The organism is Mesorhizobium sp. (assembly GCF_041661565.1).
Taxonomy (GTDB): Bacteria; Pseudomonadota; Alphaproteobacteria; order Rhizobiales; family Rhizobiaceae; genus Mesorhizobium.
Genome location: NZ_JBAZUD010000088.1, coordinates 1 through 21,962 on the forward strand (window position 1 = coordinate 1; position 21,962 = coordinate 21,962).

22 protein-coding genes and 1 pseudogene are annotated in these 21,962 nt (G+C 64.3%); 13 read left to right on the top strand and 10 right to left on the bottom strand.

What is annotated here, in order from left to right:
- Positions 1-154: pseudogene (locus WC739_RS16190) on the top strand (gamma-glutamyl-gamma-aminobutyrate hydrolase family protein); the annotation flags it as partial.
- Here the strand turns inward: WC739_RS16190 and WC739_RS16195 are convergent.
- The 5 genes from WC739_RS16195 to WC739_RS16215 form a co-directional block, all read right to left on the bottom strand.
- Positions 155-559 (bottom strand): hypothetical protein, encoded by a 405-nt coding sequence (locus WC739_RS16195; protein ID WP_372954056.1) that lies wholly within the window; start codon positions 557-559, stop codon positions 155-157. It abuts the pseudogene before it with no gap.
- An 82-nt stretch (positions 560-641) separates the two neighbouring features.
- Entirely contained in the window at positions 642-1,625 is a 984-nt protein-coding gene (locus tag WC739_RS16200) for a 2-hydroxyacid dehydrogenase (RefSeq protein WP_372954036.1), read from the bottom strand.
- Complete coding sequence (locus tag WC739_RS16205) at positions 1,622-2,644, bottom strand: LacI family DNA-binding transcriptional regulator (RefSeq protein ID WP_372954057.1); 1,023 nt, start codon at positions 2,642-2,644, stop codon at positions 1,622-1,624. The genes WC739_RS16200 and WC739_RS16205 overlap by 4 nt, the downstream gene beginning before the upstream one ends.
- A 66-nt stretch (positions 2,645-2,710) precedes the next feature.
- A complete protein-coding gene (locus WC739_RS16210) occupies positions 2,711-3,595 on the bottom strand; it encodes a DMT family transporter (protein WP_372954037.1) in 885 nt (294 codons plus the stop codon).
- A 203-nt stretch (positions 3,596-3,798) separates the two neighbouring features.
- Complete coding sequence (locus tag WC739_RS16215) at positions 3,799-4,206, bottom strand: DUF2000 family protein (RefSeq protein ID WP_372954038.1); 408 nt, start codon at positions 4,204-4,206, stop codon at positions 3,799-3,801.
- A gap of 49 nt (positions 4,207-4,255) precedes the next feature.
- On the opposite strand from WC739_RS16215, the gene WC739_RS16220 reads away from it, so the two are divergent.
- The gene (locus tag WC739_RS16220) at positions 4,256-5,131 is read left to right on the top strand and encodes an AraC family transcriptional regulator (RefSeq protein ID WP_372954039.1); all 876 of its coding nucleotides are present in this window, start codon (positions 4,256-4,258) and stop codon (positions 5,129-5,131) included.
- 19 nt (positions 5,132-5,150) lie between these two features.
- Here the strand turns inward: WC739_RS16220 and WC739_RS16225 are convergent, their stop codons facing one another.
- Positions 5,151-5,621 carry a MarR family winged helix-turn-helix transcriptional regulator gene (locus tag WC739_RS16225; protein WP_372954040.1) on the bottom strand — a complete coding sequence of 157 codons (471 nt, stop codon included), beginning with the start codon at positions 5,619-5,621 and terminating at the stop codon, positions 5,151-5,153.
- Between the two features lie 444 nt (positions 5,622-6,065).
- Between WC739_RS16225 and WC739_RS16230 the strand changes: the two genes are divergently transcribed.
- The 9 genes from WC739_RS16230 to WC739_RS16270 all read left to right on the top strand — a co-directional run bounded on the left by WC739_RS16230 (position 6,066) and on the right by WC739_RS16270 (position 15,112).
- Positions 6,066-7,109, top strand: coding sequence for a GTP-binding protein (locus WC739_RS16230; RefSeq protein ID WP_372954041.1), 1,044 nt, complete (start codon positions 6,066-6,068; stop codon positions 7,107-7,109).
- A gap of 9 nt (positions 7,110-7,118) precedes the next feature.
- The gene (gene imm45 / locus WC739_RS16235) at positions 7,119-7,493 is read left to right on the top strand and encodes an Imm45 family immunity protein (RefSeq protein WP_372954042.1); all 375 of its coding nucleotides are present in this window, start codon (positions 7,119-7,121) and stop codon (positions 7,491-7,493) included.
- Positions 7,471-8,445: a WD40 repeat domain-containing protein gene (locus WC739_RS16240; RefSeq protein WP_372954043.1), complete on the top strand. Its 975-nt coding sequence runs from the start codon at positions 7,471-7,473 to the stop codon at positions 8,443-8,445. The genes imm45 and WC739_RS16240 overlap by 23 nt, the downstream gene beginning before the upstream one ends.
- A gap of 96 nt (positions 8,446-8,541) precedes the next feature.
- Positions 8,542-9,006 carry a hypothetical protein gene (locus WC739_RS16245; protein WP_372954044.1) on the top strand — a complete coding sequence of 155 codons (465 nt, stop codon included), beginning with the start codon at positions 8,542-8,544 and terminating at the stop codon, positions 9,004-9,006.
- Positions 9,007-9,060: 54 nt separating this feature from the next.
- Complete coding sequence (locus WC739_RS16250; RefSeq protein WP_372954045.1) at positions 9,061-9,351, top strand: hypothetical protein; 291 nt, start codon at positions 9,061-9,063, stop codon at positions 9,349-9,351.
- 174 nt (positions 9,352-9,525) lie between these two features.
- On the top strand, positions 9,526-10,905 hold the full coding sequence (locus WC739_RS16255) for an aspartate aminotransferase family protein (RefSeq protein WP_372954046.1): 1,380 nt from the start codon (positions 9,526-9,528) through the stop codon (positions 10,903-10,905).
- Between the two features lie 11 nt (positions 10,906-10,916).
- Positions 10,917-12,323 carry a glutamine synthetase family protein gene (locus WC739_RS16260; RefSeq protein WP_372954047.1) on the top strand — a complete coding sequence of 469 codons (1,407 nt, stop codon included), beginning with the start codon at positions 10,917-10,919 and terminating at the stop codon, positions 12,321-12,323.
- Positions 12,324-12,411: 88 nt separating this feature from the next.
- A complete protein-coding gene (locus WC739_RS16265) occupies positions 12,412-13,647 on the top strand; it encodes a putative DNA modification/repair radical SAM protein (protein ID WP_372954048.1) in 1,236 nt (411 codons plus the stop codon).
- 1 nt (position 13,648) lies between these two features.
- Positions 13,649-15,112 carry a UdgX family uracil-DNA binding protein gene (locus WC739_RS16270; RefSeq protein ID WP_372954049.1) on the top strand — a complete coding sequence of 488 codons (1,464 nt, stop codon included), beginning with the start codon at positions 13,649-13,651 and terminating at the stop codon, positions 15,110-15,112.
- Between the two features lie 221 nt (positions 15,113-15,333).
- Here WC739_RS16270 and WC739_RS16275 read toward each other — a convergent pair whose 3' ends face one another.
- From WC739_RS16275 to WC739_RS16290, 4 genes are all read right to left on the bottom strand, one after another.
- Positions 15,334-16,599, bottom strand: coding sequence for a glycerate kinase (locus WC739_RS16275; protein WP_372954050.1), 1,266 nt, complete (start codon positions 16,597-16,599; stop codon positions 15,334-15,336).
- Positions 16,596-17,099: a heme-degrading domain-containing protein gene (locus WC739_RS16280; RefSeq protein ID WP_372954051.1), complete on the bottom strand. Its 504-nt coding sequence runs from the start codon at positions 17,097-17,099 to the stop codon at positions 16,596-16,598. Before WC739_RS16280 ends, WC739_RS16275 begins: the two co-directional genes overlap by 4 nt.
- Positions 17,100-17,177: 78 nt before the next feature.
- Positions 17,178-18,491 carry a guanine deaminase gene (guaD, locus tag WC739_RS16285; protein ID WP_372954052.1) on the bottom strand — a complete coding sequence of 438 codons (1,314 nt, stop codon included), beginning with the start codon at positions 18,489-18,491 and terminating at the stop codon, positions 17,178-17,180.
- A 2-nt stretch (positions 18,492-18,493) separates the two neighbouring features.
- The gene (locus tag WC739_RS16290) at positions 18,494-19,711 is read right to left on the bottom strand and encodes a urate hydroxylase PuuD (protein WP_372954053.1); all 1,218 of its coding nucleotides are present in this window, start codon (positions 19,709-19,711) and stop codon (positions 18,494-18,496) included.
- 136 nt (positions 19,712-19,847) lie between these two features.
- On the opposite strand from WC739_RS16290, the gene WC739_RS16295 reads away from it, so the two are divergent.
- Both WC739_RS16295 and WC739_RS16300 read left to right on the top strand, forming a co-directional pair.
- Positions 19,848-20,768, top strand: coding sequence for a LysR family transcriptional regulator (locus WC739_RS16295; protein ID WP_372954054.1), 921 nt, complete (start codon positions 19,848-19,850; stop codon positions 20,766-20,768).
- A gap of 458 nt (positions 20,769-21,226) precedes the next feature.
- Positions 21,227-21,962: LLM class flavin-dependent oxidoreductase (locus WC739_RS16300; protein WP_372954055.1), on the top strand; the 736-nt coding region annotated here is incomplete at its 3' end.

A 21,962-nucleotide genomic window follows, 5' to 3' on the forward strand; every position in this document is an offset into this window, starting at 1 on the left:
GAGGGATGCCCGCGCCTTCGCCGTCGGGGTCCAGTGGCATCCCGAATATTGGGTCAAATCGGACGGCAACTCGGCCAAGATCTTCCGCGCCTTCGGCGATGCGGTCCGCCTGCACGCGGCCGCCAAGTCCGGCTCGCGCGCGGCGGCTGAATAATCAGTCGGCCGGATCGGGCTTGTCGGCCGCCAGTGACAGGATCGGCGTGGCCGGGGCATAGGATTCGTAGCCATCGCCGTCGGCGACCGAGAAGGTGACGATCGGATCGACGCCATTGGCGCTGAAGGCGACCGCGCCGTCATCTTGCTCGCGCCAGAATTTTGCCCGCTCCACGCCGGGCAAAAGCCCGCGGCAGTTCGGAGCGACCGTCAGCCGCGACAGGCCATCCGACAGTGAGGCGCCGCGCGTGACGGTGCAAACCCCTTCATCGCCGTTGGCGACCAGCCGGAAGGTGTTGGACGGCGCGACCCCGTTGGCCGCGCTTTCGCCGCTGCCGCTGTCAAACAGCTGGGCGCCGCCAAACAGCGCGGCGGCCGCCGCCAATGCGCACAGCATCTTCTTCATCATGGGTCTTCATCCGCGAACAAGCAGGATGAAGAATGATTTCATAGGGTTAAGCTGACGTTAACAAATGTGGCGACCCCAGTCAGCCGCGCGCCTTCACATTCGCCGTCTCCGGCACCGGCGTCAGCGGCCGGCGCTCGGTGAACCAGGAGACCAGATTGTCGACGCACAGGTCGGCCATGGCGCGGCGCGTGTGCTCCGATGCCGAGCCGACATGCGGCAACAGCGAAGTGTTGGGCGCATCGAGCAGCGCCTTCGGCACGTTCGGTTCGTCGGCGAAGACATCGAGGCCGGCGGCGGCGATGGTACCGTCCCCGAGGGCCGCCGCAAGCGCTGCCTCATCGACCGTACTGCCACGACCGATGTTGACGAAAACACCGTTCGCGCCAAGCGCGGCCAGGATTTCGGCATTGACCGCCTTTTCCGTGGAAGCGCCACCGGGCGCCACCGAAATCAGCGTGTCGACCGCCTCGGCGAGACCTTTCAGCGTCTGGTGATACTGGTAATCCAGGCCGTCGACCGGGCGGCGGTTGTGATAGGCGACCGGCAAGCCGAAAGCCTGCAGCCGACGGGCAATCGCCTGCCCGATGCGGCCCATGCCGAAAATACCGACGCGGCGGCCACGCAAGGTCAGCCGGCTCAATGGATAGTTGCCTTTGCGCGCCCAGCTGCCATCGCGCAGCCAGTTTTCGGCGCGCGGCAGGTCGCGGATGGTGTTGATCAGCAGCCCGATGGCAGTGTCGGCGACTTCATCGGTCAGAACGTCGGGCGTGTTGGTGACCATGATGTTTTTCGTGGCCGCATGGCCGACATCGACCGAATCATAACCGACGCCGAAGGATGCGATGAGTTCGAGATTGGGCAATGCATCCATCATCGCGGCGTCAATGCCGGCGAAGGAAGCAATGGCGCGCACATTCTGGCGCATCTCGTGGGTGACCAGAGCCGGATCGGCGCGCTCGATGCGGACGCGGTCGAACGTCCGGTCGATGCGCTCGACGGCATGATCGTTGAAATGCCCCGGCACCAGAACGGCGACGGATTGCAATTGTTCGGCCTTCGTCATGCACGCTCCACCGGCTTGCCGGTCGACTGACGCACATGCAGTTCCGGCTTGATCAATTCCTGCGACGGCCGCACCGTCTGCCCGTTGAGCTTGTCGAGCAGCGCGCTGGCGGCGCGGCGGCCAACCTCGCGCTGGCCGTTCCAGACCGTGGTCAGCGCCGGCGTGGCGATCGCCGCCTCCTCGAGATCGTCGTAGCCGGTGACGGAGATGTCGACGCCCGGCACCAGGCCGGCGCGCGCAATGCCGTTCATCAGGCCGATGGCGACAAGGTCGTTCCAGCAACAGGCCGCCGTCGGCCTGTCCTTCAGCGCAAGGAACTGGCCGGCGGCCTCGAAGCCGGCCTGCTTGGTGCGCGGGCCTGCGATGCGCCAGGATGGCTTGGCTTCAAGGCCGGCCGCCTCCATGGCGTTGAGATAGCCCTGGTAGCGGTCGCGGCCTGTCGAGGTCTGGTCGGTGCCGCCGATCATCGCGATACGCTTGTGGCCGAGCGAGATGAGATGGTTGGTGGCCAGCCCGGTGCCATAGGCGTCGTCGCCGCGAAACACCGGCACGTCGGCGCCCTCGACGGTGCGCGCGATCAGCACCGCCGGCAGGCCGTTCTCCTCGGCCATCTGGATATCGGAGGCCGGCGTGCCGATGGCCGGCGACATGATGACGCCGTCGGCGCCGAGCTGCAGAAGCGTGTCGATGAAGGTGCGCTGCTTTTCAAGCTGATCGTAGTGGTTGGACAGGATGAAGGTCTGCCGGCTGCGGTCGAGTTCGCTTTCAATCGAGCGCAGGATTTCGGCGAAGAACGGGTTCATGATGTCGTGGACGACGACGCCGACAATGCCCGAACGCGAGGTGCGCAGGCTGGCGGCGCGACGGTTGTAGATATAGCCGATGGCGCGGGCGTGCTCCTTGATGCGGTCGCGGGTGGCGCCGGCGACCAGCGGACTGTCGCGCAGCGCCAGCGAAACCGTTGCCGTGGACACGCCGAGCGCATCCGCGATCGTCGAAAGCTTGATTTTTTGTGCCAGCGCCCTGCGCTCCCCGAACGACCTAAACAGTTTAAAGGCGGCGTTATGCCATCGATCGGGGCCAAATCAAAGTTTTTTTGCCAACGCTTCCGCCTCGACATCGGAGGCCGCGCGGCTGCGTAGCCTGAGCCGGTGCTCGCGATGGACGATGTAAAGCCCGCTGGCGACGATGATGGCGGCGCCGACCAGCGTCCACCGGTCGGGGAGCTGCTTGAAGACGATCCAGCCCGCGATGATCATCCACACCATCTGCGAATAGGGATAGGGCGCCAATGCCGTGGTCGTCGCCAGCCGGTAGGCCTGAACCAGCAGCCAGTGGCCGACACCGCCGAACACGCCAAGCATGAGCAGCACGAACCAGTGCCAGCCATCATGCGGCAAGGAGAATGAAAATGGCAGCAGGGGCAACAGCACTACGGCCGGCGCCAGTGCCGAAAACAGGATCAGGCTTTCGGAGGTTTCGCTCGCCGACATGCGGCGGGTCATGATGACGTAGAAGCAGTTCGACAGCATCGAGCCCAGCGCGAAGAGATGCCCGATGCCGAATACGCCGACGCCCGGCCTTGTGATGATCAGCACCCCGGCAAAGGCTGCCAGGATCGCCAGCCAGCGCCGCCAGCCCGCCCATTCGCCAAGCAGCGGGCCGGCCAGCGCGGTGATCACCATCGGTCCAAAGAAATAGATCGAGGTGGTCTCGGCCAGTTGCAGGGATCGCAGCGCCAGGATGTTGAACATGGTCGAGCCGAACAGGAACAGCCCGCGCAGGATATGCGCCGGCAGGTTGAGCGGGCGAAATCGCGCCGGTTCGCGCCAGCCGCGCAGCAGCGTGCCGACCAGCAGAACATGCACGGCAAAGCGAACCCAGGCGACGATCAGCGCGGAAACGCCGGCAAGGACGAGATATTTGCTCGAGGTGTCGAGAAAAGTGAAGCAGACATAGGTGGAAAGCATGCACAGGATCGCCACCGGGGGCGTTGCGCTTTCGACAGTTCTTTGGGGAGCGTTCACTCGCAGGCCGGGAAAAAGCTGGGCTGAAACCCACCTTTGCGGGAAATGCCGATTGCCGGCAAGGCAATTGTCACCGGATATCCTGGTAAAGCCCGCTGGCACAACAACCAGGCGCCGGCAGGCTCGCGCCCGTGCCCAGATGATAGTCAGGTGTGCATGCGTGCGCCCTTGGTGATCTTGTCGACCATCTTCTTGTCGGCGCGGAGCGCGATGCCGACCACCCTGGCGTCTTCGGGCGCGAATTCGGCGAAGACGGCGCGGTTCGCCGCGTCATGGCCGGTCGAGAACATCTCCTCGACATAGAGCGACGACGTCACGCCGCGTTCCAGCGCGCGCCGGTGGATGGTGGCCAGCGTGGCCTGGTCGGCGGACAGCACGATGATCGGCTGGATCGACAGCGGATTGTAGAGATTGCCGGCACGGTCGCGATAGGGCTCGCCGATGATCTCCGCGAACTGGGCAGTGATTCCGCTCGTCAGAAAAGCGGTGACGTTGAGTTTCTGCCAGACCGCAAGGTCTTCCCGCAGCACGATTGCAAATTTGGTATCGAACATGAGACATTGACCATTCGAACTATGCCTCGATGCGAGGCGGAAGGAGCAGATGACGTACGATCTAGACAGCCAGGCCGTTGCGGGTCTTGGACGTTTGTGCGTCGACGCGGCGGAAAACCGCATCATCTCCGCCCCCGATCCCGCCGGGATGGAACGGATCGAGGCACGGTTCCACGGCAATGCCTTCGATCCTCATCGTCACGACACTTACGCGATCGGGGTGACGCTGCATGGGGTGCAGACGTTTCGCTATCGCGGCGCGGCGCGGCACAGCCTGGCCGGACAGGTCATCGTGCTGCATCCCGACGAGTTGCATGACGGGGCCGCCGGCACCGAGGACGGCTTGCGCTACAGGATGCTGTATCTGGAACCGTCGCTGATGCTGGACTGCCTGGGCGGCGCATCGCTGCCCTTCGTCAGGGATGCCGTGGTGACCGACGGCGCCTTGCGCGCCACGCTGCTTTCAGCGCTGGGGCCGCTGGACCGGCCCCTCGACGCGTTGTTCGTCGACGACTTCCTCGAGCAATTGGTTCAGAGCCTGGCCCGGCACGCGGGCAACCCAGTCAGGCCGATGACCAGAACGGCGTGGCGGGCGGCGGCGCTGGCGCGTGATTACCTGGCTGAAAATATGGCGCGGCCGGTGCGCTCCGGCGAACTGGAAGCGATCACCGGGCTCGACCGCTATGCCCTGTCGCGGCATTTCCGCGCCGCTTTCTCGACCAGCCCGCACCGTTTCCTGGTGATGCGCCGGCTTCAGCGTGCGCGGCGAATGATTGCCGCCGGCGAGCCGCTGGCGCAGATCGCGATCGAGGCCGGCTTCAGCGACCAAAGCCATTTTAACAGGCAGTTCAAGAAGGCATTCGGCATGACGCCGGGTCGCTGGTCGTCGCTGATCCAGGAACACGCCCCAGCGGCGGCAGCCTGATCGCCAGCCGATCAGGCGGTCAGTCGTCGGACTCGGCGTCGTCGTCGATCAATGCCAGGTCCTCGTTCAGGAGATTGGCTTCGATGCGGGCGAGCAGCTTGAACAGGGATTTCTGGTCTTTCTTGTCGAGGCCCTTGAGCGCCTGCTTTTCGGTCTTCTTCACCGATTTCTCGATGGCGCGAATGGTTTCGCGCCCGGTATCAGTGAGGAAGATGTGCGCCTGCCGGGCATCGGACTCGGAAGCGCGCTTTTCCAGAAAACCCTGCGCCTGAAGGCGGTTGATGGTCTTGGTGATGGTCGGCGGGCGCACGCCGAGGCGGCCGGCGAGGTTGCCGGGTGTCTGGCCATCCTCGCGATCAAGCGCCAGCATGATCTGGTCCTGGCCGGCATAGAAGCCATGCGCCAGAAGCCGGGCCGCCAGCGCGGTCCTCGCCAGCCTTGCCGCCGAATGCAGCCGGCTCATTGTCGCGGTCTTGTCCGCCTTGGCCATGGTCATCCCTCTTCGGCAGGACCGGCGCCGTCAGCATGGACGCGGCGGCCGGTTGGCAATCGACAATCAAAAAGAGTCCGGCACGCCAAACAGCTTTGCCGGCAAGCATTGCGGTGTCCGCCGTGGCTAATGCCAGATGATTATTTCAGTTAGATGACAAACGACTTTCCGCGCAAGCGATTGCGCCCGATTGGCATCGCCTGGTCGTTCCCTATCAAATCAGAGGTGGTCGGCCGTGGCGATGCGGCTTAGCTCGAGACCCCGGGGAAACGATCGCCCTCGGTCATTTCCGCGTCAGTCATCTGCCGCGCAAGCGTTCCCCGTGTGGTGGACAACCATTCGCGGTTTGCTTGGTGCAAAAGCCCGGCACACATCCTATATGGAGCCACAACCCCTTTTCGCGGCCCTGTATCTTCAAGGGGCCATTTTCCTAGAGGCAAGGCCATGAGCGACGCACAGACGCAGATCCCCGTAACCGTTCTCACCGGCTATCTCGGCGCCGGCAAGACGACGCTGCTCAATCGCATCCTGTCGGAAAACCACGGCAAGCGCTATGCCGTCATCGTCAATGAATTCGGCGAGATCGGCATCGACAACGACCTGATCGTGGAATCCGACGAGGAAATCTACGAGATGAACAATGGCTGCGTCTGCTGCACGGTGCGCGGCGACCTGATCCGTGTCGTCGAAGGCCTGATGCGCCGGCCCGGCCGGTTCGATGCCATCCTGGTCGAGACCACCGGCCTCGCCGATCCGGTGCCGGTGGCGCAGACCTTCTTCATGGACGACGATGTGCGCTCCAAGACCAGGCTCGACGCGGTGGTCGCGCTGGTCGACGCCAAGCACCTGCCGCTGCGGCTCAAGGATTCCAAGGAAGCCGAGGACCAGATCGCCTTCGCCGACGTCGTCGTGCTCAACAAGACCGACCTCGTCACCCCCGAAGAGCTCGCCAAGGTCGAGGCGACGATCCGAGCCATCAATCCGGCGGCCAGGATCCATCGCACCACCCGCGCCGGCGTCGCCTTGTCCGAAGTGCTCGATCGCGGTGCCTTCGACCTTTCCAGGGCGCTGGAGAACGATCCGCATTTCCTCGAGGCGCAGGACGACCACCATCATCATGACCACGACCATGATGGGCACGATCACCACCACCATGACCACGACCACGCCCATCCCTCCGACATCCATGACGTGACGGTGCAGTCGGTGTCGTTGCGCGGCGGAGAGATGGATTCGAAGAAGTTCTTCCCCTGGATCGAGAAGATCACGCAGATGGAAGGCCCCAACATCCTGCGCCTGAAGGGCATCATCGCGCTCAAGGGCGACGACGAGCGCTACGTGATCCAGGGCGTCCACATGATCATCGAGGGCGACCACCAGCGCGCCTGGAAGGACGGCGAGAAGCATGAGAGCCGGCTGGTGTTTATCGGCCGCGAGCTCGACGCCGAGCGGCTGAAGAAGAGCTTCGACGCCTGCCAGGCGGCCTGACCGCAAGCAATGCCGCGTCTGCTCGATCTTGCCGAGGATTTTCTGATCGTCGGCGATCTCATCCGGCTTTCCGACAATTACGATCTCGGGCCGGGCTCCGGCCCGGTCGATCTCCTGGTTTTCGAACCTCGCGAGGACGCTGCCGGCCTCGGCCTCATGGTGACATCCGGCTACAAGGCAGGTCTGGTTTTCGCGGTGCTGCCGGCGGAAAGCCGGTTCGAGAAAAAACCCGCCGTTTCGAAGCTTTGGCTTATCGAAAACTGGGACAAATGGTTTGTCTTCACCTATCAAGGCGGCCCGGTTCCGATCATGGACACCGTCATCCTGCGCTGGAACGAACGAATGACCGTTGAGACTTGCCATGCCGACCGTCGCCCCGCTTGATCTCGAAGGCCATTGCATGGCCGCCGTGTTCCTCGGCGACGTGCCGCATTTCGCGCTGGCAGACGGTTCCGTGCATCGGCTCGACAATGGTCACAAGACAAGCCAGGCCAATGACGGGCTGCTCGCCGCCTTCCACGATGCGGCCAATGACCGGCTGATCACCGGCGGCGAGGACGGCAAGGTGTTCGCCGTGAAAGCGGGCGGCGAGGTCGTGGAGCTGGCCGGTGCCGGCAGGAAATGGATCACCAGCGTCGCCGCCGGCCCGCAAGGCGCAATTGCCTATGCGACCGGCAAGACCGCCTTCGTGCGCTTCGCCGATGGCAAGACCCGGGAGTTTGTCCATCCGCGTTCGGTCGAGGGGCTGGCGTTTTCGCCCAAGGGCATGCGCTTCGGCGTTGCCCGCTACAATGGCGCGACCCTGCATTTCCCGGCCGCCGAGGGCAAGCCGGTGGAACTGGAATGGGCCGGGGCCCATACCGGCATCACCTTCTCGCCGGACGGCGCCTTTCTGGTCACCACGATGCAGGAAAACGCGCTGCATGGCTGGAAGCTGGCCGACGGCAAGCACATGCGCATGACCGGCTATCCCGGCAAGGTCAAAAGCCTGTCATGGAGCGTCAAGGGCAAATGGCTGGCAAGTTCCGGTGCGCCGGCGGCGATTGTCTGGCCGTTTTCAGGCAAGGACGGGCCGATGGGCAAGGCGCCGCTGGAACTGGGCACGCGCGGCAACACGATGGTGACTTGCGTGGCATGCCATCCAAGCCAGGATGTGGTGGCGATCGGCTATGAGGATGGCATGGTGATCGCCGCGCGCTTCGCCGACGCCAAGGAAGTGCTGCTGCGCCGCCAGGGCAAGGGCGCCATCACCTCGATGATGTGGGACAGGCAAGAACGCCGCATTGCCTTCGGCAGTGCCGCCGGCGACTGCGGCGTCATCGACATTTCCGCCTGACGCCCGCGGTAGGGCCCTGGCCGAACGCGATGCTTGCGCGCTGCCCGTCTTGGGTGCATCCTGCCTGGGTTGGACAAGGTTCCGATGGAGGAGACCGTGCCAAACACGGTTACGCTTCACGCCTGGGCTATCCCGGCATTTGTCAGCGGCTCGCCGGTAGACCATACTTGGGTCACCACCTACGACAACCAGCAGCATCACTATGCCGACGCCGCCGCAGTCGCCGCGGCCGGCAAGGACTACTGGTTCTGCTGGGGCAGCTACCACCCGACCGGCGGCGTGCCCGGAAATCCGACGGGCGGGCTGGGCAAGCAGGCCGGCAACCTGACCATGGCGCGATGCCTGGTTCAGTCCAACGCCGACTCGGCGAAGGTCGCCGCCGCCCAGGGAACCATACTGGTCTATGGCATCGACGGGGTCTGCCACCAACTTGCCAATCAGGTGCTCTACGCGACCAGCGGTACCCGGCTGACGGTGAAGAAAGCGCGTGGCTACGTGGCGAGCAGCTTCCTATATGGAACCTACGGACTGCGGCACGCCGCGTGGGCAAGCAAGATCTAGCATTGCTCGGGCGCGGGTGCCGTGGCCGCCGCGGTCCAAAGTGGAGTGAGCAAGATGCAAGGACTGCCCGACGATTTCGAGGACCATGCGCGATCGGTGCTGGCGGACGAGGACCCTGAACTCCTGGCAAGGCTGCTGTCGCTGAAGGGCGAGGTGCAGAACTTCACGGCGCAGCGAATTCCGGGTTTCGCCCCGCCCAGCCCGGAAACGATCAATGCGCGCAACCAGCATCTCATCGACCAGGCCGCGCTGCTGCTCGGGCCAAAGCACTTTGAACGCGTTTTCGGCTTTGCGCCCGGCGAGAAGATCAACCTCGTCGACCCGACTGTCACCTCACGCACCTAGAACGATCCGCCGGCATGGCGTCTATCGGCGCCGCCCAGGCCGAATCCCCCTTCCGCCGATCCCGGCCGGCAGGCCGGGTTCGCACCGCCACGGCTGAGCCAATGCAGGGCCGAGCCGCGGCCAATTGCGGTTGCGGACCTGGATTGGCTAAGAGGGAGGGACAAGAGGGTTTTCATGCACAGCAGCGACAGTTCAAACAGCATTGGCGGCATAGACCGTGAGCGCATCTCCGAGTTGCGCGCGGCCGAAGGCGTAGCCTTCCGCAAGGCGCGGCCGAAATCCCAAGCCAAGGTCGGCAACGGCCTGCCCGGTTTCTTCGGCGGCGTGCCCATGCACTGGATGAACGACTGGCCGACGCCCTTTCCGATCCTGGTCGACAGCGCCAGGGGCGCCACCATCACCGACATCGATGGTAACAGGCTCGACGATTTCTGCCTCGGCGACACCGGCTCGATGTTCGGCCACTCGCCTGCGCCGGTGGCCCGAGCCATTCGCCGCCAGGCCGGCCGTGGCCTGACCTATATGCTGCCGTCGGAAGACGCGCTCGCCATCGGGCCGCTGCTGCAGCAGCGCTTCGGCCTGCCGTTCTGGCAGATCGCCACGACGGCGACCGACGCCAACCGCTTTGCGCTACGCGTCGCCCGCGCCGTCACGGGCCGGGAAAAGATCCTGGTCTTCAACGGCTGCTACCACGGCTCCGTCGACGAGACGATGGTGCGGCTGGTCGACGGCAAGCCCGTCAACCGGCCTGGGCTGGCGGGCGAGTTCCGCGACCTCACCCGGGCGACGAAAGTCATCGAATTCAACGACATACCGGCGCTTGAAGCAGCCCTCAGGGACCGCGATGTCGCCTGCGTCACCACCGAGCCGGTGCTGACCAACTCCTGCATGGTGCTCGCCGATCCCGGCTTTCACGATTCGCTGCGCAAGCTCACGCGTGAAGCCGGCACGCTGCTTCTGATCGACGAGACGCATACGATCTCGACCGGACCCGGCGGCTATACCAGGAAACACGGGCTCGACCCGGATCTGTTCGTGCTGGGCAAGCCAATCGCCGGCGGCGTTCCGGCAAGTGTGTGGGGCATGAGCGAAGAGGTCGCCTCGCGCTACGCCGACTACAACAGGACCAAGGAGCCGGGCTATTCCGGCATGGGCACGACGCTGTCGGCCAACCCGCTGCAGTTCGCCGCGATGCGCGCCACGCTGGAAGAGGTGATGACCGACGAAAATTATGACCGCATGGACCATCTGGCGCGACGGCTCGATGCCGGGCTGACCGGCGTGATCGACCGCTACGATCTGCCCTGGCATGTCGCCCGCGTCGGCGCCCGCGTGGAGTTCATCTGCGCGCCCGCACCGCTGCGCAACGGCGCCGAGGCCGAGACCGCGCATGCGCCGGAGCTTGAGGCCGCCATCCATGTCGCGCTGGTCAACCGGGGCGTGCTGATCGCGCCTTTCCACAACATGATGCTGATCTCGCCCGCGACGTCGATTGCCCAGGTCAACCGCCTGATCACCGCCTTCGGCGCGGTTGCGGCAAGGCTCGCGTCATGAGACAAGCGGCCATGGACAATCCTGATGGCATCGCGACGTCTCCCTCGGGGTCGTCGCCCACCGAAGCGCAAGCCTTTCTCGAAGCCCATCCCGAGATCGAGGCCTTCGATATCGTGCTGACCGATGCCAATGGCGTCGGCCGCGGCAAGATCGTGCGCCGGCATGAGCTGAAAGGCATTTTCGAGGGCGGCCGCCATATGCCGATCTCGATCCTCGGCCTCGATATCACCGGCGAGGATGTGCACGAGACGGGACTGATCTGGACCACCGGCGACGGCGATTTGCGGGCGTGGCCGATCCCCGGCACGCTGGTGCCGCTTTACGGCACGAACCCGCCGCGCGGCCAATTGCTGATGGCGATGTACATGCTCGACGGCCGGCCGATGTCGTCGGATCCGCGGCTGGCGCTGGCGCGGCAGGTCGAGATCCTGGCGGCCCGGGGGCTCTACCCGGCCGGTGCCTTCGAACTGGAATTCTTCCTGCTGGCCAATGAGCGCGACGCCGACGGCAAGGTTCAGCCGGCGCGCGCGGTGCTCGATGGCCGCATCTCCGGCAAGACCGAGGTCTATTCCGTCGATCATCTGCATGGCATGGAGCCGCTGTTCTCCGACATCTATGCCGCGGCCAGGGCGCAGGGCATCCCGGCCGAGACAGTGATCTCCGAATATGCGCCCGGCCAGTACGAGCTGACGCTCAACTACCGCAAGGACGTGATGCGCGCGGCCGACGACCTTGTCATGCTGAAGCGGCTGGTGCGGGCCCAGGCGCGCCGGCACGGCGTCACCGCCTGCTTCATGGCCAAGCCGATCGAGAAATATGCGGGCTCCGGCATGCATTTCCATGTCTCGCTGCAGGACAGAGCCGGCCGCAACGTCTTTGCCGAAGCCGGGGGCGAGAGCTGGTCGCTGCCATTGCTGCAAGGGCTGGGCGGCCTGATCCAGACGATGGCCGAATCGATGCTGGTGTTCGCGCCGCATGCCAATTCCTGGCGGCGCTTCGTTTCGCAATCCTATGCGCCGGTGGCTCCGACCTGGGGCGTCAACAACCGGTCGGTGGCGCTGCGCGTGCCGGCCGGCGACGCGCGGAACCGGCGCATCGAGCACCGGCCTTCCGGCGTCGACGCCAATCCCTACCTGATCGCGGCGACGGTGCTGGCCGGCATCATCAAGGGACTGGATGAGGGTCTCGACCCCGGCCCCGAAACCACGGGCAACGGCTATGAGGCAGCGGTGACGCGGACGACCATGCCGGTCGACTGGCGCTCCGCGATCGAGGCGGCACGGGCGTCGACGTTCCTGAAGGAGGCGCTGGGCGAAGATTTGCATCGGACCTTCGTGGCCATCAAGCAGTCCGAGTATCTGCGGGTGGCGCGCACCGTCAGCGAACTCGACTACCATCTGTATCTGTACGAGGTTTGACGGCCGGACGATGAGACGCCAGTCACTTTCTTGATCGGCACGATCAAATGATGTAGCGCCGCGGGTTCAAAGAACATATCATGAACGGATGAGTGTCCCCACCATCCGTGAAAAGCTGGCGATCCTGTCCGACGCAGCGAAGTATGATGCCTCCTGCGCCTCGTCCGGCTCGACAAAAAAGGATTCAAAAAAGTCCGGCGGCATCGGCTCCACCGAAGGCATGGGCATCTGCCATTCCTACGCCCCCGATGGCCGCTGCATTTCGCTCTTGAAAATCCTGCTGACCAATTTCTGCATCTACGACTGCAGCTATTGCATCAACCGCTCATCCTCGAACGTGCGCCGCGCTCGCTTCAGTGTCGACGAGGTGGTGAAGCTGACCATGGATTTCTACCGGCGCAACTATATCGAGGGCCTGTTCCTGTCCTCGGGCGTCATCCGCTCGCCGGACGAGACCATGGGGGAGATGGTCGAGGTGGCCCGGCGGCTGCGCCTTGAGGAAAAATTCTCCGGCTATATCCATCTCAAGACCATTCCGGAAAGCTCGGCGGAACTGGTCGAGAAGGCGGGGCTCTATGCAGACCGGCTGTCGATCAACGTCGAACTGCCGACCGACGAAGGCGTGAAGCGGCTCGCGCCGGAAAAGAAGCCGGAGACGATACGCCTGTCCATGGCGAAGCTGCGCCAGAAGATGGAGGAAAAGGCCGAGCCGACGCTGCGAACCAAGAAACGCGAGCGCTTCGCGCCCGGCGGCCAGTCGACGCAGATGATCGTCGGCGCCGACAAGACATCGGACGACGGCATTTTGCAAACCAGCGCCCGCCTTTATGGCAGCTACCATTTGCGGCGGGTCTATTATTCCGCCTTCAGCCCGATTCCGGATTCGTCATCGGCTCTGCCGCTGCAGAAGCCGCCGCTGATGCGCGAGCACCGGCTTTACCAGGCTGACTGGCTGATGCGCTTCTATGGTTTCTCGCAGCCGGAGATCCTGGCCGGCAGCAGCGACGGCATGCTGGACCTCGCCATCGATCCGAAATTGGCCTGGGCGCTGCGCAACAGGGGGCAATTTCCGGTCGACATCAATCGCGCCGATCGTGAAGCGCTGCTGCGCGTGCCTGGTCTCGGCACCAAGGTAGTGGCGAAAATTCTGACAACGCGCCGCCACAGGCGGCTGCGGCTCGAGGATGTCGGGCGGATTTGCCAGTCCATCGCCAAACTCAGGCCCTTCATCATCGCGGAAGGCTGGTCGCCGGGCACGCTCACCGACAAGGCCGGCTTGCGCGACACCATCGTGCGGCCCTGCGAACAGCTCTCTTTGTTCTAAGATGCAGCCCGCGGAGCTCAATCTCGCCCGATACAGCGTATGGCTCGACAGCGAGACCGATTTCGCCGGCTGGCGCGACGCGGCCCGGCGGCTGGCGCTGAATGAAGTCAAGCCTGATGATATCAGTTGGTGCGTCGCCTCCGGTTCGCAGCATGAGCCAAGCGATTTGCCGGCTGTGCCTCCAGGCGCGCAACTCGTGGTGCCGCGCGACTTCATCGGGCATGCGGAGACGGCTTTCTGCCATTCCGATCCCACCCGGTTTGCTTTTCTCTACCGGTTGCTGTGGCGACTGCGCACCGAGCCCAAGCTGCTGGCAATTGCTTCGGATCCGGACACAAGGCGGCTGGAGGCGATGGAGAAAGCGGTGCGGCGCGACAGCCACAAGATGCACGCCTTCGTACGCTTCCGGAAGATCGGCGATGGCGACGAGGAACGCTATGTCGCCTGGTTCGAACCCGATCATTACATCGTCGAGCGCAATGCGGATTTCTTCGTCAGGCGGTTCACCGGAATGCGCTGGACGATCCTGACGCCGCATGCTTCCGCCGACTGGGACGGCGAAAGGCTGGCCATCGGGCCTGGCGCGGCCAAGGGCGATGCGCCCGACCAGGACGACACCGAGGCGCTGTGGCGCACCTATTTCGAGAACATCTTCAACCCCGCGCGGCTGAAGGTGAAGGCAATGCAGAAGGAGATGCCGAAGAAATACTGGCGGAACCTTCCCGAGGCCTCACTCATTCCAGATCTGATCGCAGGAGCGGACAAGGCCGCCAAGGAAATGATTGCCAGGATGCCCACGGCGCCCTCGCCGCACCACGCCAAGGTGCAGGCCAAGCACTGGCCGAAGCAGGACGCGTTGCCCGAACTCGACAATGCCACCACAATTTCCGAATTGCGCGTGGCGGCCAAGGGGTGCCGCCGCTGCCCGCTGTGGCGCGACGCGACCCAGACCGTGTTCGGTGAAGGGCCCGACAATGCCAAGGTGATTTTCGTCGGCGAGCAACCGGGCGATCAGGAAGACCTCGCCGGCAAACCTTTCGTCGGCCCTGCGGGTAAAGTGTTCGACGCCATACTCGACGATGCCGGGGTCGACCGGCAAAAGGTCTATGTCACCAACGCCGTCAAGCATTTCAAATTCGAGCCGCGCGGCAAGCGACGCATCCATTCCAAGCCGAACGCCGGCGAAGTGCAGGCGTGCCGCTGGTGGATCGACAGGGAATTCGCACTGATCAAGCCGGACCTCGCCGTGGCGCTGGGTGCCACTGCGGCACTGTCGCTGCTGGGCAAGGCGATCCCGGTGACGAAAATGCGCGGCCAGGTGGTGGAGCGCGAGGACGGTTTGCGCGTCTTCCTCACCATCCATCCCTCCTTCATCCTGCGCATCCACGAGCCGGCGGAGAAGGAAGCCGAGCGCGGGCGATTCTTGCACGACATGAAGCAGGTGAAGGCCTTGATGGCGACTTGATTAAGCGCCAGGTCGGCGCCGCCCCTCATTGTCCTGCCGGACATTTCTCCCCGTATAGTGACGGGGAGAAAGACGCTGTGTCGGGGCCTTTCGCCAATCGTCAATGTTGCAGGTATGGCGTGACTCTGCCGTCAGCACCTTCTCCCCGTCACTATACGGGGAGAAGGTGCCGGCAGGCGGATGAGGGGCGGCGCTACGCCTGCAGCGTTGTCCGACACGCTCTACCGGATCAGGATCGCTCGCAGATCATTCACATTCGTGCCCGTGGGCCCTGGCACGAACAGATCGTCAATCGCGTTGAAAGCCGTCCAGGCATTGTTGCCGGCCAGCATTGCCTTGGCATCGACGCCCGCCGCGCGCATGCGCGACACGGTCGAACCGTCCGCGAAAGCTCCGGCATTGTCCTCCGAACCGTCGATGCCGTCGGTGTCGGCGGCCAGCGCATGGATGCCGCCAACGCCGCTGATGGCGATGGCGAAGGCGAGCAGGAATTCAGAGTTGCGGCCGCCCTTGCCCTTCGCGCGCAGGGTGACGGTTGTTTCGCCCCCCGAGAGGATCAGCACCGGCTTGGGAAACGGCCGGTTGCGCGTCGCGACTTCGCGCGCGATGGCGGCATGGACGCCGCCGACCTCGCGTGCTTCGCCTTCGATGGAGTCGGAAAGGATGACCGCGTCGAAACCGTGCCGCCTGGCTTGCGCCGCCGCCGCTTCCAGCGAGACGCCGGCGGAGGCGATCAAATGCACTTCGTTGCGCGAGAAACGCTCATCGCCTGGACTTGGAGCATCGGCGGCGGGCGAGTTTAGGTGTGCCATCACCGCTGCCGGCAGCTTCATGCCGTAGGCCGAGATCGACGCCAGCGCGTCCTCGCGGCTGCCGCTATCGGGAACGGTCGGCCCGGAAGCCACCAGAGCCGGATTGTCGCCGGGAATATCGGAAACCACCAGCGACACCACCCTGGCAGGCCACGCCGCTGCCGCCAGCCTGCCGCCCTTGATGGTCGAGACATGCTTGCGGATGGTGTTCATGGCCGCGATCGGCGCGCCGGAAGCGAGCAGCGCCTCGTTGACGGCGATTTCGTCGGCCAGGGTCAAGCCCGCGGCGGGCGACGGCAGCAGCGCCGAGCCGCCACCGGAAATCAGCGCCACGACCAGATCGTCGGCCGTCAATCCCTGGACCTTCTCGAGCAGGCGTCTTGAAGCCTCGAGTCCGGCCGCATCCGGCACCGGATGCGCCGCCTCGATGATCTCGATGCGCTCGCATCTGGCGCCGTAGCCATAGCGGGTCACGACCAGCCCTTCGATGGGGCCATCCCACGCCTTCTCGAACGCCGCGGCCATCTGCGCCGAGCCTTTTCCGGCGCCAATGACGATGGTGCGGCCCTTCGGCCTGGCCGGCAGATGATCCCGGATGGTGCGCTCCGGGTCAGCGGCGGCGACAGCCGCATTGAAGATGGAGATGAGGAACGATTTTGGGTCGGTAACGGTCATTCGACTTCCGGCGGCAGCGCCAGCCCGCGCCTGTCGATGCAGAGATGTTCGCAGATCGCATCGACCACCACGCCATGATCGTCGCGCTCCGGCAGGCCCGACACGGCGATGACGCCGATGACGCCGGCACCCTTGACCGTCACCGGAAAGCCGCCGCCGGCCAGCACATAGTCCGTGATGTCGAGGCCCTCACCAAGCTTGAAGGCGCGGTCGGGGCGCTGCTGCTCGAGCACCATGCGATAGGTGCTTCTCAGGAACCGCTTGACCACATTGACCTTGCGCCGCGCCCAGTCCGGATTGGACGCATTCGAACCGGGCATGGCGGCATAGAAAAGCGGCCTGTCGAAGGTCCTGATGTCGACGATGATCGGCAGGTTTTCAGCGAGCGCGCGGTCGCGGATGGCGGAACCGATCTTGAACGCGACGGCCTCATCGAAAGTGGAAAAGACGAGCGTCGTTTCCTGTCGCTTGATCAGAGCGATGTCTTCGGCAACGGGCATGTCGTCCCCCTGTCAACTTCGCCGCACGCTTTGACCGATGGCCGCCGCGCGGTCAAGCCATGATCCACGCAGTGGCTTCTACGACGCCATGTCGCTCTTGGCGGCCCGCCCGGCCACATAGACCTCGCGCACGGCACGGTCGTCGCCCAGCGTCTGCAAGAGGAAGAGTTCCTGCGCCAGCGTCGTCACTGTTTCCATGCGCAGCCGCATCGCGGGCGTGGCGCTGGCATCCAGCACAACGATATCGGCATCGGTGCCTTCGTCCAGCGTGCCCACCTTCTCCACCACCGACAGCGCCTCGGCATTGCCGCGCGTCATCTGCCAGAAAGACTGGAACGGGTTCAGCTTTTCGCCGTTCAGCGCGATCACCTTGTAGCCCTCATCCATGGTGCGCAGCATGGAATAGTTGGTGCCGCCGCCGACATCGGTGGCGGTGGCAATGCGGAGCGGCTTGTCGCGGCGGCGATAGCGCTGGTAGTCGAACAGGCCGGAACCGAGGAACAGGTTCGAGGTCGGACAGAACACCGCCACCGAACCGTTCCGGGATAATGCGTCGGCCTCGCGTTCGGACAGATGGATGCAGTGGCCGAACAGGCTCTTCTTCCCCAGCAGCCCGTAATGCTCGTAGACGTCTGTGTAGTCGCGCGACCAGGGATAGAGTTCCTGCGTCAGCGCGATCTCGGCATGGTTTTCCGACAGATGCGTCTGCATATGCAGGTCGGGGTGCTCGCGGCAGAGCGCTGCCGCCATTTCCAGTTGCTCGGGCGACGAGGTGATGGCGAAGCGCGGGGTGATGGCGTAGCGCTGGCGACCCTTGCCGTGCCATTCCTTGATGAGAGCCTTCGTGTCGTCATAGCCGGATTGCGGCGTGTCGAGCACGCCGTCCGGTGCGTTGCGGTCCATCATCACCTTGCCGGCGATGTTGAGCATGTCGCGGTCATGCGACTCGGCGAAGAAGGCTTCGGCTGAGGCCCTGTGCACCGAGCAGTAGGCGGCAACCGTCGTGGTGCCATGGCGGACCATCTCGTCGAGGAACAGCCGCGCGATGCGGCGGCCATGCTGGGCGTCGGCGAATTTCGTCTCTTCCGGGAAAGTGTAGGTGTTCAGCCAGTCGAGCAGTTCGGCGCCATAGGAGGCGATGACCTGCATCTGCGGGAAATGCACATGCGCGTCGATGAAGCCGGGCAGCAGCAGATGCGGTCGATGGTCGATCCTTCTTGTGCCCTCGCCGGCCTGTCTTTCGATGTCGCTATAGGCGCCCGCGGAGACGATCCTGCCGTCGCGGATCAGCAGGCCGCCATCCTCCTCGTAGCGCCAGGCGGCATGGTCATCGATGGTTTCGGGCCAGCGCAGGAAGGACAGCGTGCGGCCACGCAGGAGCGTCGAGGCCATGCTCAGTGTCCCGCGCCTTCGAACCATGCCACCAGCAGCGCGCGTTCCTTGTCCGATATCTGCGAGACGTTGGCGGGCGGCATGGCGTGGCTGCGGCCGGCCTGCAGATAAATCTCGCGGGCGTGCTCGGCGATGTTGGCGTCGGTGTCGAGCATCACGCCCTTGGGCGCATGGTAGATCCCTTCATAGACAGGTTCCGCCGCGTGGCACATCGAGCAGCGGCCGAGCACGGTGTCGCGCACGGCGGGGAAATGCGCGGAAGCGACATAGAGCTGCGCCGCCGCCGACTCCTTGGGTTCGCCGGTCAGCAGCTTCGGCGCGGTCGACAGCCAGATGATGATGATGAACAGGACAAGCGCGCCGAGCCAGGTCCAATGCGGGTTGCCCTTGCGCGCATGGACTGTGTTGAAATAGTGCCGGATCAGCACGCCGATGATGAACACCAGCGAGGCGATGACCCAGTTGAACTGGGTGCCGAACGCCAGCGGATAGTGGTTCGACAGCATCAGGAACAGCACCGGCAGCGTCAGGTAGTTGTTGTGGAGGGAGCGCTGCTTGGCGATCTTGCCGTATTTCGGATCGGGCTTGCGGCCGGCGATGAGGTCGGCGACGACGATCTTCTGGTTGGGGATGATGGCCATGAAGACGTTGGCCGACATGATCGTCGCGGTGATGGCGCCAAGATGCAGGAAGGCGGCGCGGCCGGTGAACAGATGGGTCAGCCCCCAGGCGATGAAGACCAGCACGCAGTAAAGCACCAGCATCAGGCCGGTATCGCTTTTGCCCAGTGGCGACCGGCACAGCAGGTCATAGACCACCCAGCCGACACCGATCGTCGCCAGCGACAGGAGGATGCCGACCGGTACCGACATCGGCAGCACGTTGGGATCGATCAGGAACAGGTCGGCGCCGGCATAGTAGACCACGCACAGCATGGCGAAACCGGACAGCCAGGTGGCATAGGATTCCCATTTGAACCAGGTCAGGTGCTCCGGCATCTCGGCCGGCGCCACCAGATATTTCTGGATGTGGTAGAAGCCGCCGCCATGCACCTGCCACTCTTCGCCGAAGGCGCCTACCGGCATTCCGGGGCGTTGGGTCAGGCCAAGATCGAGCGCGACGAAATAGAAGGACGAGCCGATCCAGGCGATGCCTGTGACGACATGCAGCCAGCGCACGGCGAAGCTCAGCCAGTCCCAGAAAATCGCGAAGTCCATCATTGAAGTCGTCCCTGCCGATCGGGCGACTTTACGGGCTGGAGCGCAAACGGAAAGAGGGGAGGTGTGCGATGACTTTCAAAAAAAAATGGAAAATACTAGGCTGCCGCATCTAGCCGCGTGAAAGCCACCAGACGACATGGCCTATCTCGACAACATCGCCGTCTTCGTCCGCGTCGTCGAACTCGGCAATCTGTCGGCGGCGGGCCGCGACATGCGCATTTCGCCGGCGGTCGCGTCCAACCGCATCAAGGAACTGGAGAAGCATCTCGGCGTGCGGCTGTTCAACCGCACGACACGGCAGTTGATGCCCACCGAACACGGCACGGTTTTCTACTCGGGCGCCAAGCAGGTGCTGGAAGCGATCACCGAGGCCGAGGCCGCGGTCTCGGCACTGTCCGGCCAGCCGCGCGGCACCATCCGGGTCACGGCCCCACTCGGTCTCGGCCGGCGGATCGTGGCGTCGGGCATCCCCGATTTTCACGACAGGTATCCCGATATCGAGGTTCGGCTTCGGCTCTCCGACCACAATGTCGATATCATGAAGGAGGGCATCGACGTCGCCTTCCGGCTCGGCATCATCGAGGATTCCAGCCTCAGGATGCGCGGCATCATGGAATGCGAACGCGTGCTGGTGGCGGCGCCGAAATATCTCGAGGCGCGCGGCGAGCCGACCGAGCCGCAGGAACTGATCGGCAGGAAGCATGACTGCCTGATGCTGCGCTACTCCGGCGCGCGCGAATATGTGTGGACGCTGCAGACATCAGCCGGTCCGCAGAAATTCGAGGTGCATGGGCCCTACGACACCGACGACGGCGATGTGCTGACCGGCTGGGCGCTTTCCGGACGCGGCATCATCAACAAACCTCGCTTCGAGGTCGAACCCTTCATTCGCGACCGCCGGCTGAAGGTCATCCTGGCCCATACGCCGCCGACGCCGGTGCAGTTCGCCGCCGTCTATCCGCACAAGAAACTGCAGGACCCCAAGGTGCGGCTGCTGCTCGATTTCATGGCCGAGCGTTGCCAGCGGCTGATCAACGATATCCTTGCCGGCAAGTAGGGCGACTGCCTTCGACCGGCCAATGGGCATGAGCCATGACGCGCGATATTCGGGATTAGCCGAGGTCTCTAAACTTCGTCATCCCCGGGCGGAGCAGGAGCGAAGCTCCGTCGCGGAGACCCTGGGATCCATTCCGTGACCTTAGTCGTGGGATGCAACGGATCAAAATTCTGCACCGTAGCGGCGCTTCCGAGTCCCGGCATGGATCCTATGGTCTGCGCCGCGTCGCTTCGCTCCTTGCTCCGCCATAGGATGACGAAGTCATTGATGTTTCGGCTAATCGTCGAGGTGTGTGAGCAGCCAACCCAAGCACATCCGACCTACCCAAATCTCCGCGCCCCGGAACTGGCCGGAAAGCAATTGCTGGCCGGCAAGTGAGCGGCAGTTGGCCCAGCGCCGGCGGTTGCCATCGCTGGAACTGGCGAACATAGTTCCGGCATGTCTTGCAAGGACCATCCATGGACAACGGCACCACAATGCATCTTGCCGTCTCGCCGGTCCTTGATACCCCACTAGGGGCTGCGCCGGAATTCAACCACTTGGCCAGCTTCGTGCAAAAGGTCGAAGCTGCCGGACTGGACATGGTGCTTCTTGCCGACTCCGCGCCAGCTTCGAGTGGCGACGCAGCAAGCCGCCCCCTGCCGTTCGAAGCGACGACCTTGCTCGCCGCGCTGGCCACGGTGACGAGCCGGATCGGCCTCGTCGCCTCGGCGTCGACGGTCGCCCACCAGCCCTACAATCTGGCGCGCCGCTTCGCCTCGCTCGACATCATCAGCCATGGCCGCGCCGGCTGGAACGCAACCATGACGCAGAACCCGCGCGAAGCTGCCAATTTCAGCCGGCCGGCCGGGTTCTCCGACGACGATTTCCGCCGCCGCACTGAGGAATATATCGGCATCGTGCAGGGCCTGTGGCAGGGCTGGGATGCCGACGCGCTGCTGTTCGACAAGAGCGGCGGACGCTTCCACGATCCCGAAAAGATGCATCCGCTCGACCACAAGGGCGAGTTCTTTTCCGTGCGCGGGCCGCTGAACGTCGCTCGGTCGCCGCAGGACACGCCCGTGCTATTGCTGTCCGGGCTGTCGGAACCCGACCTCGATATCGCGGCCCGCGTGGCCGACGTTATCCTGCTCGACGACGGACCGATCGAGATCACGAAGCCGCGCTATGACGATCTGAGGCGGCGCGTCGGCG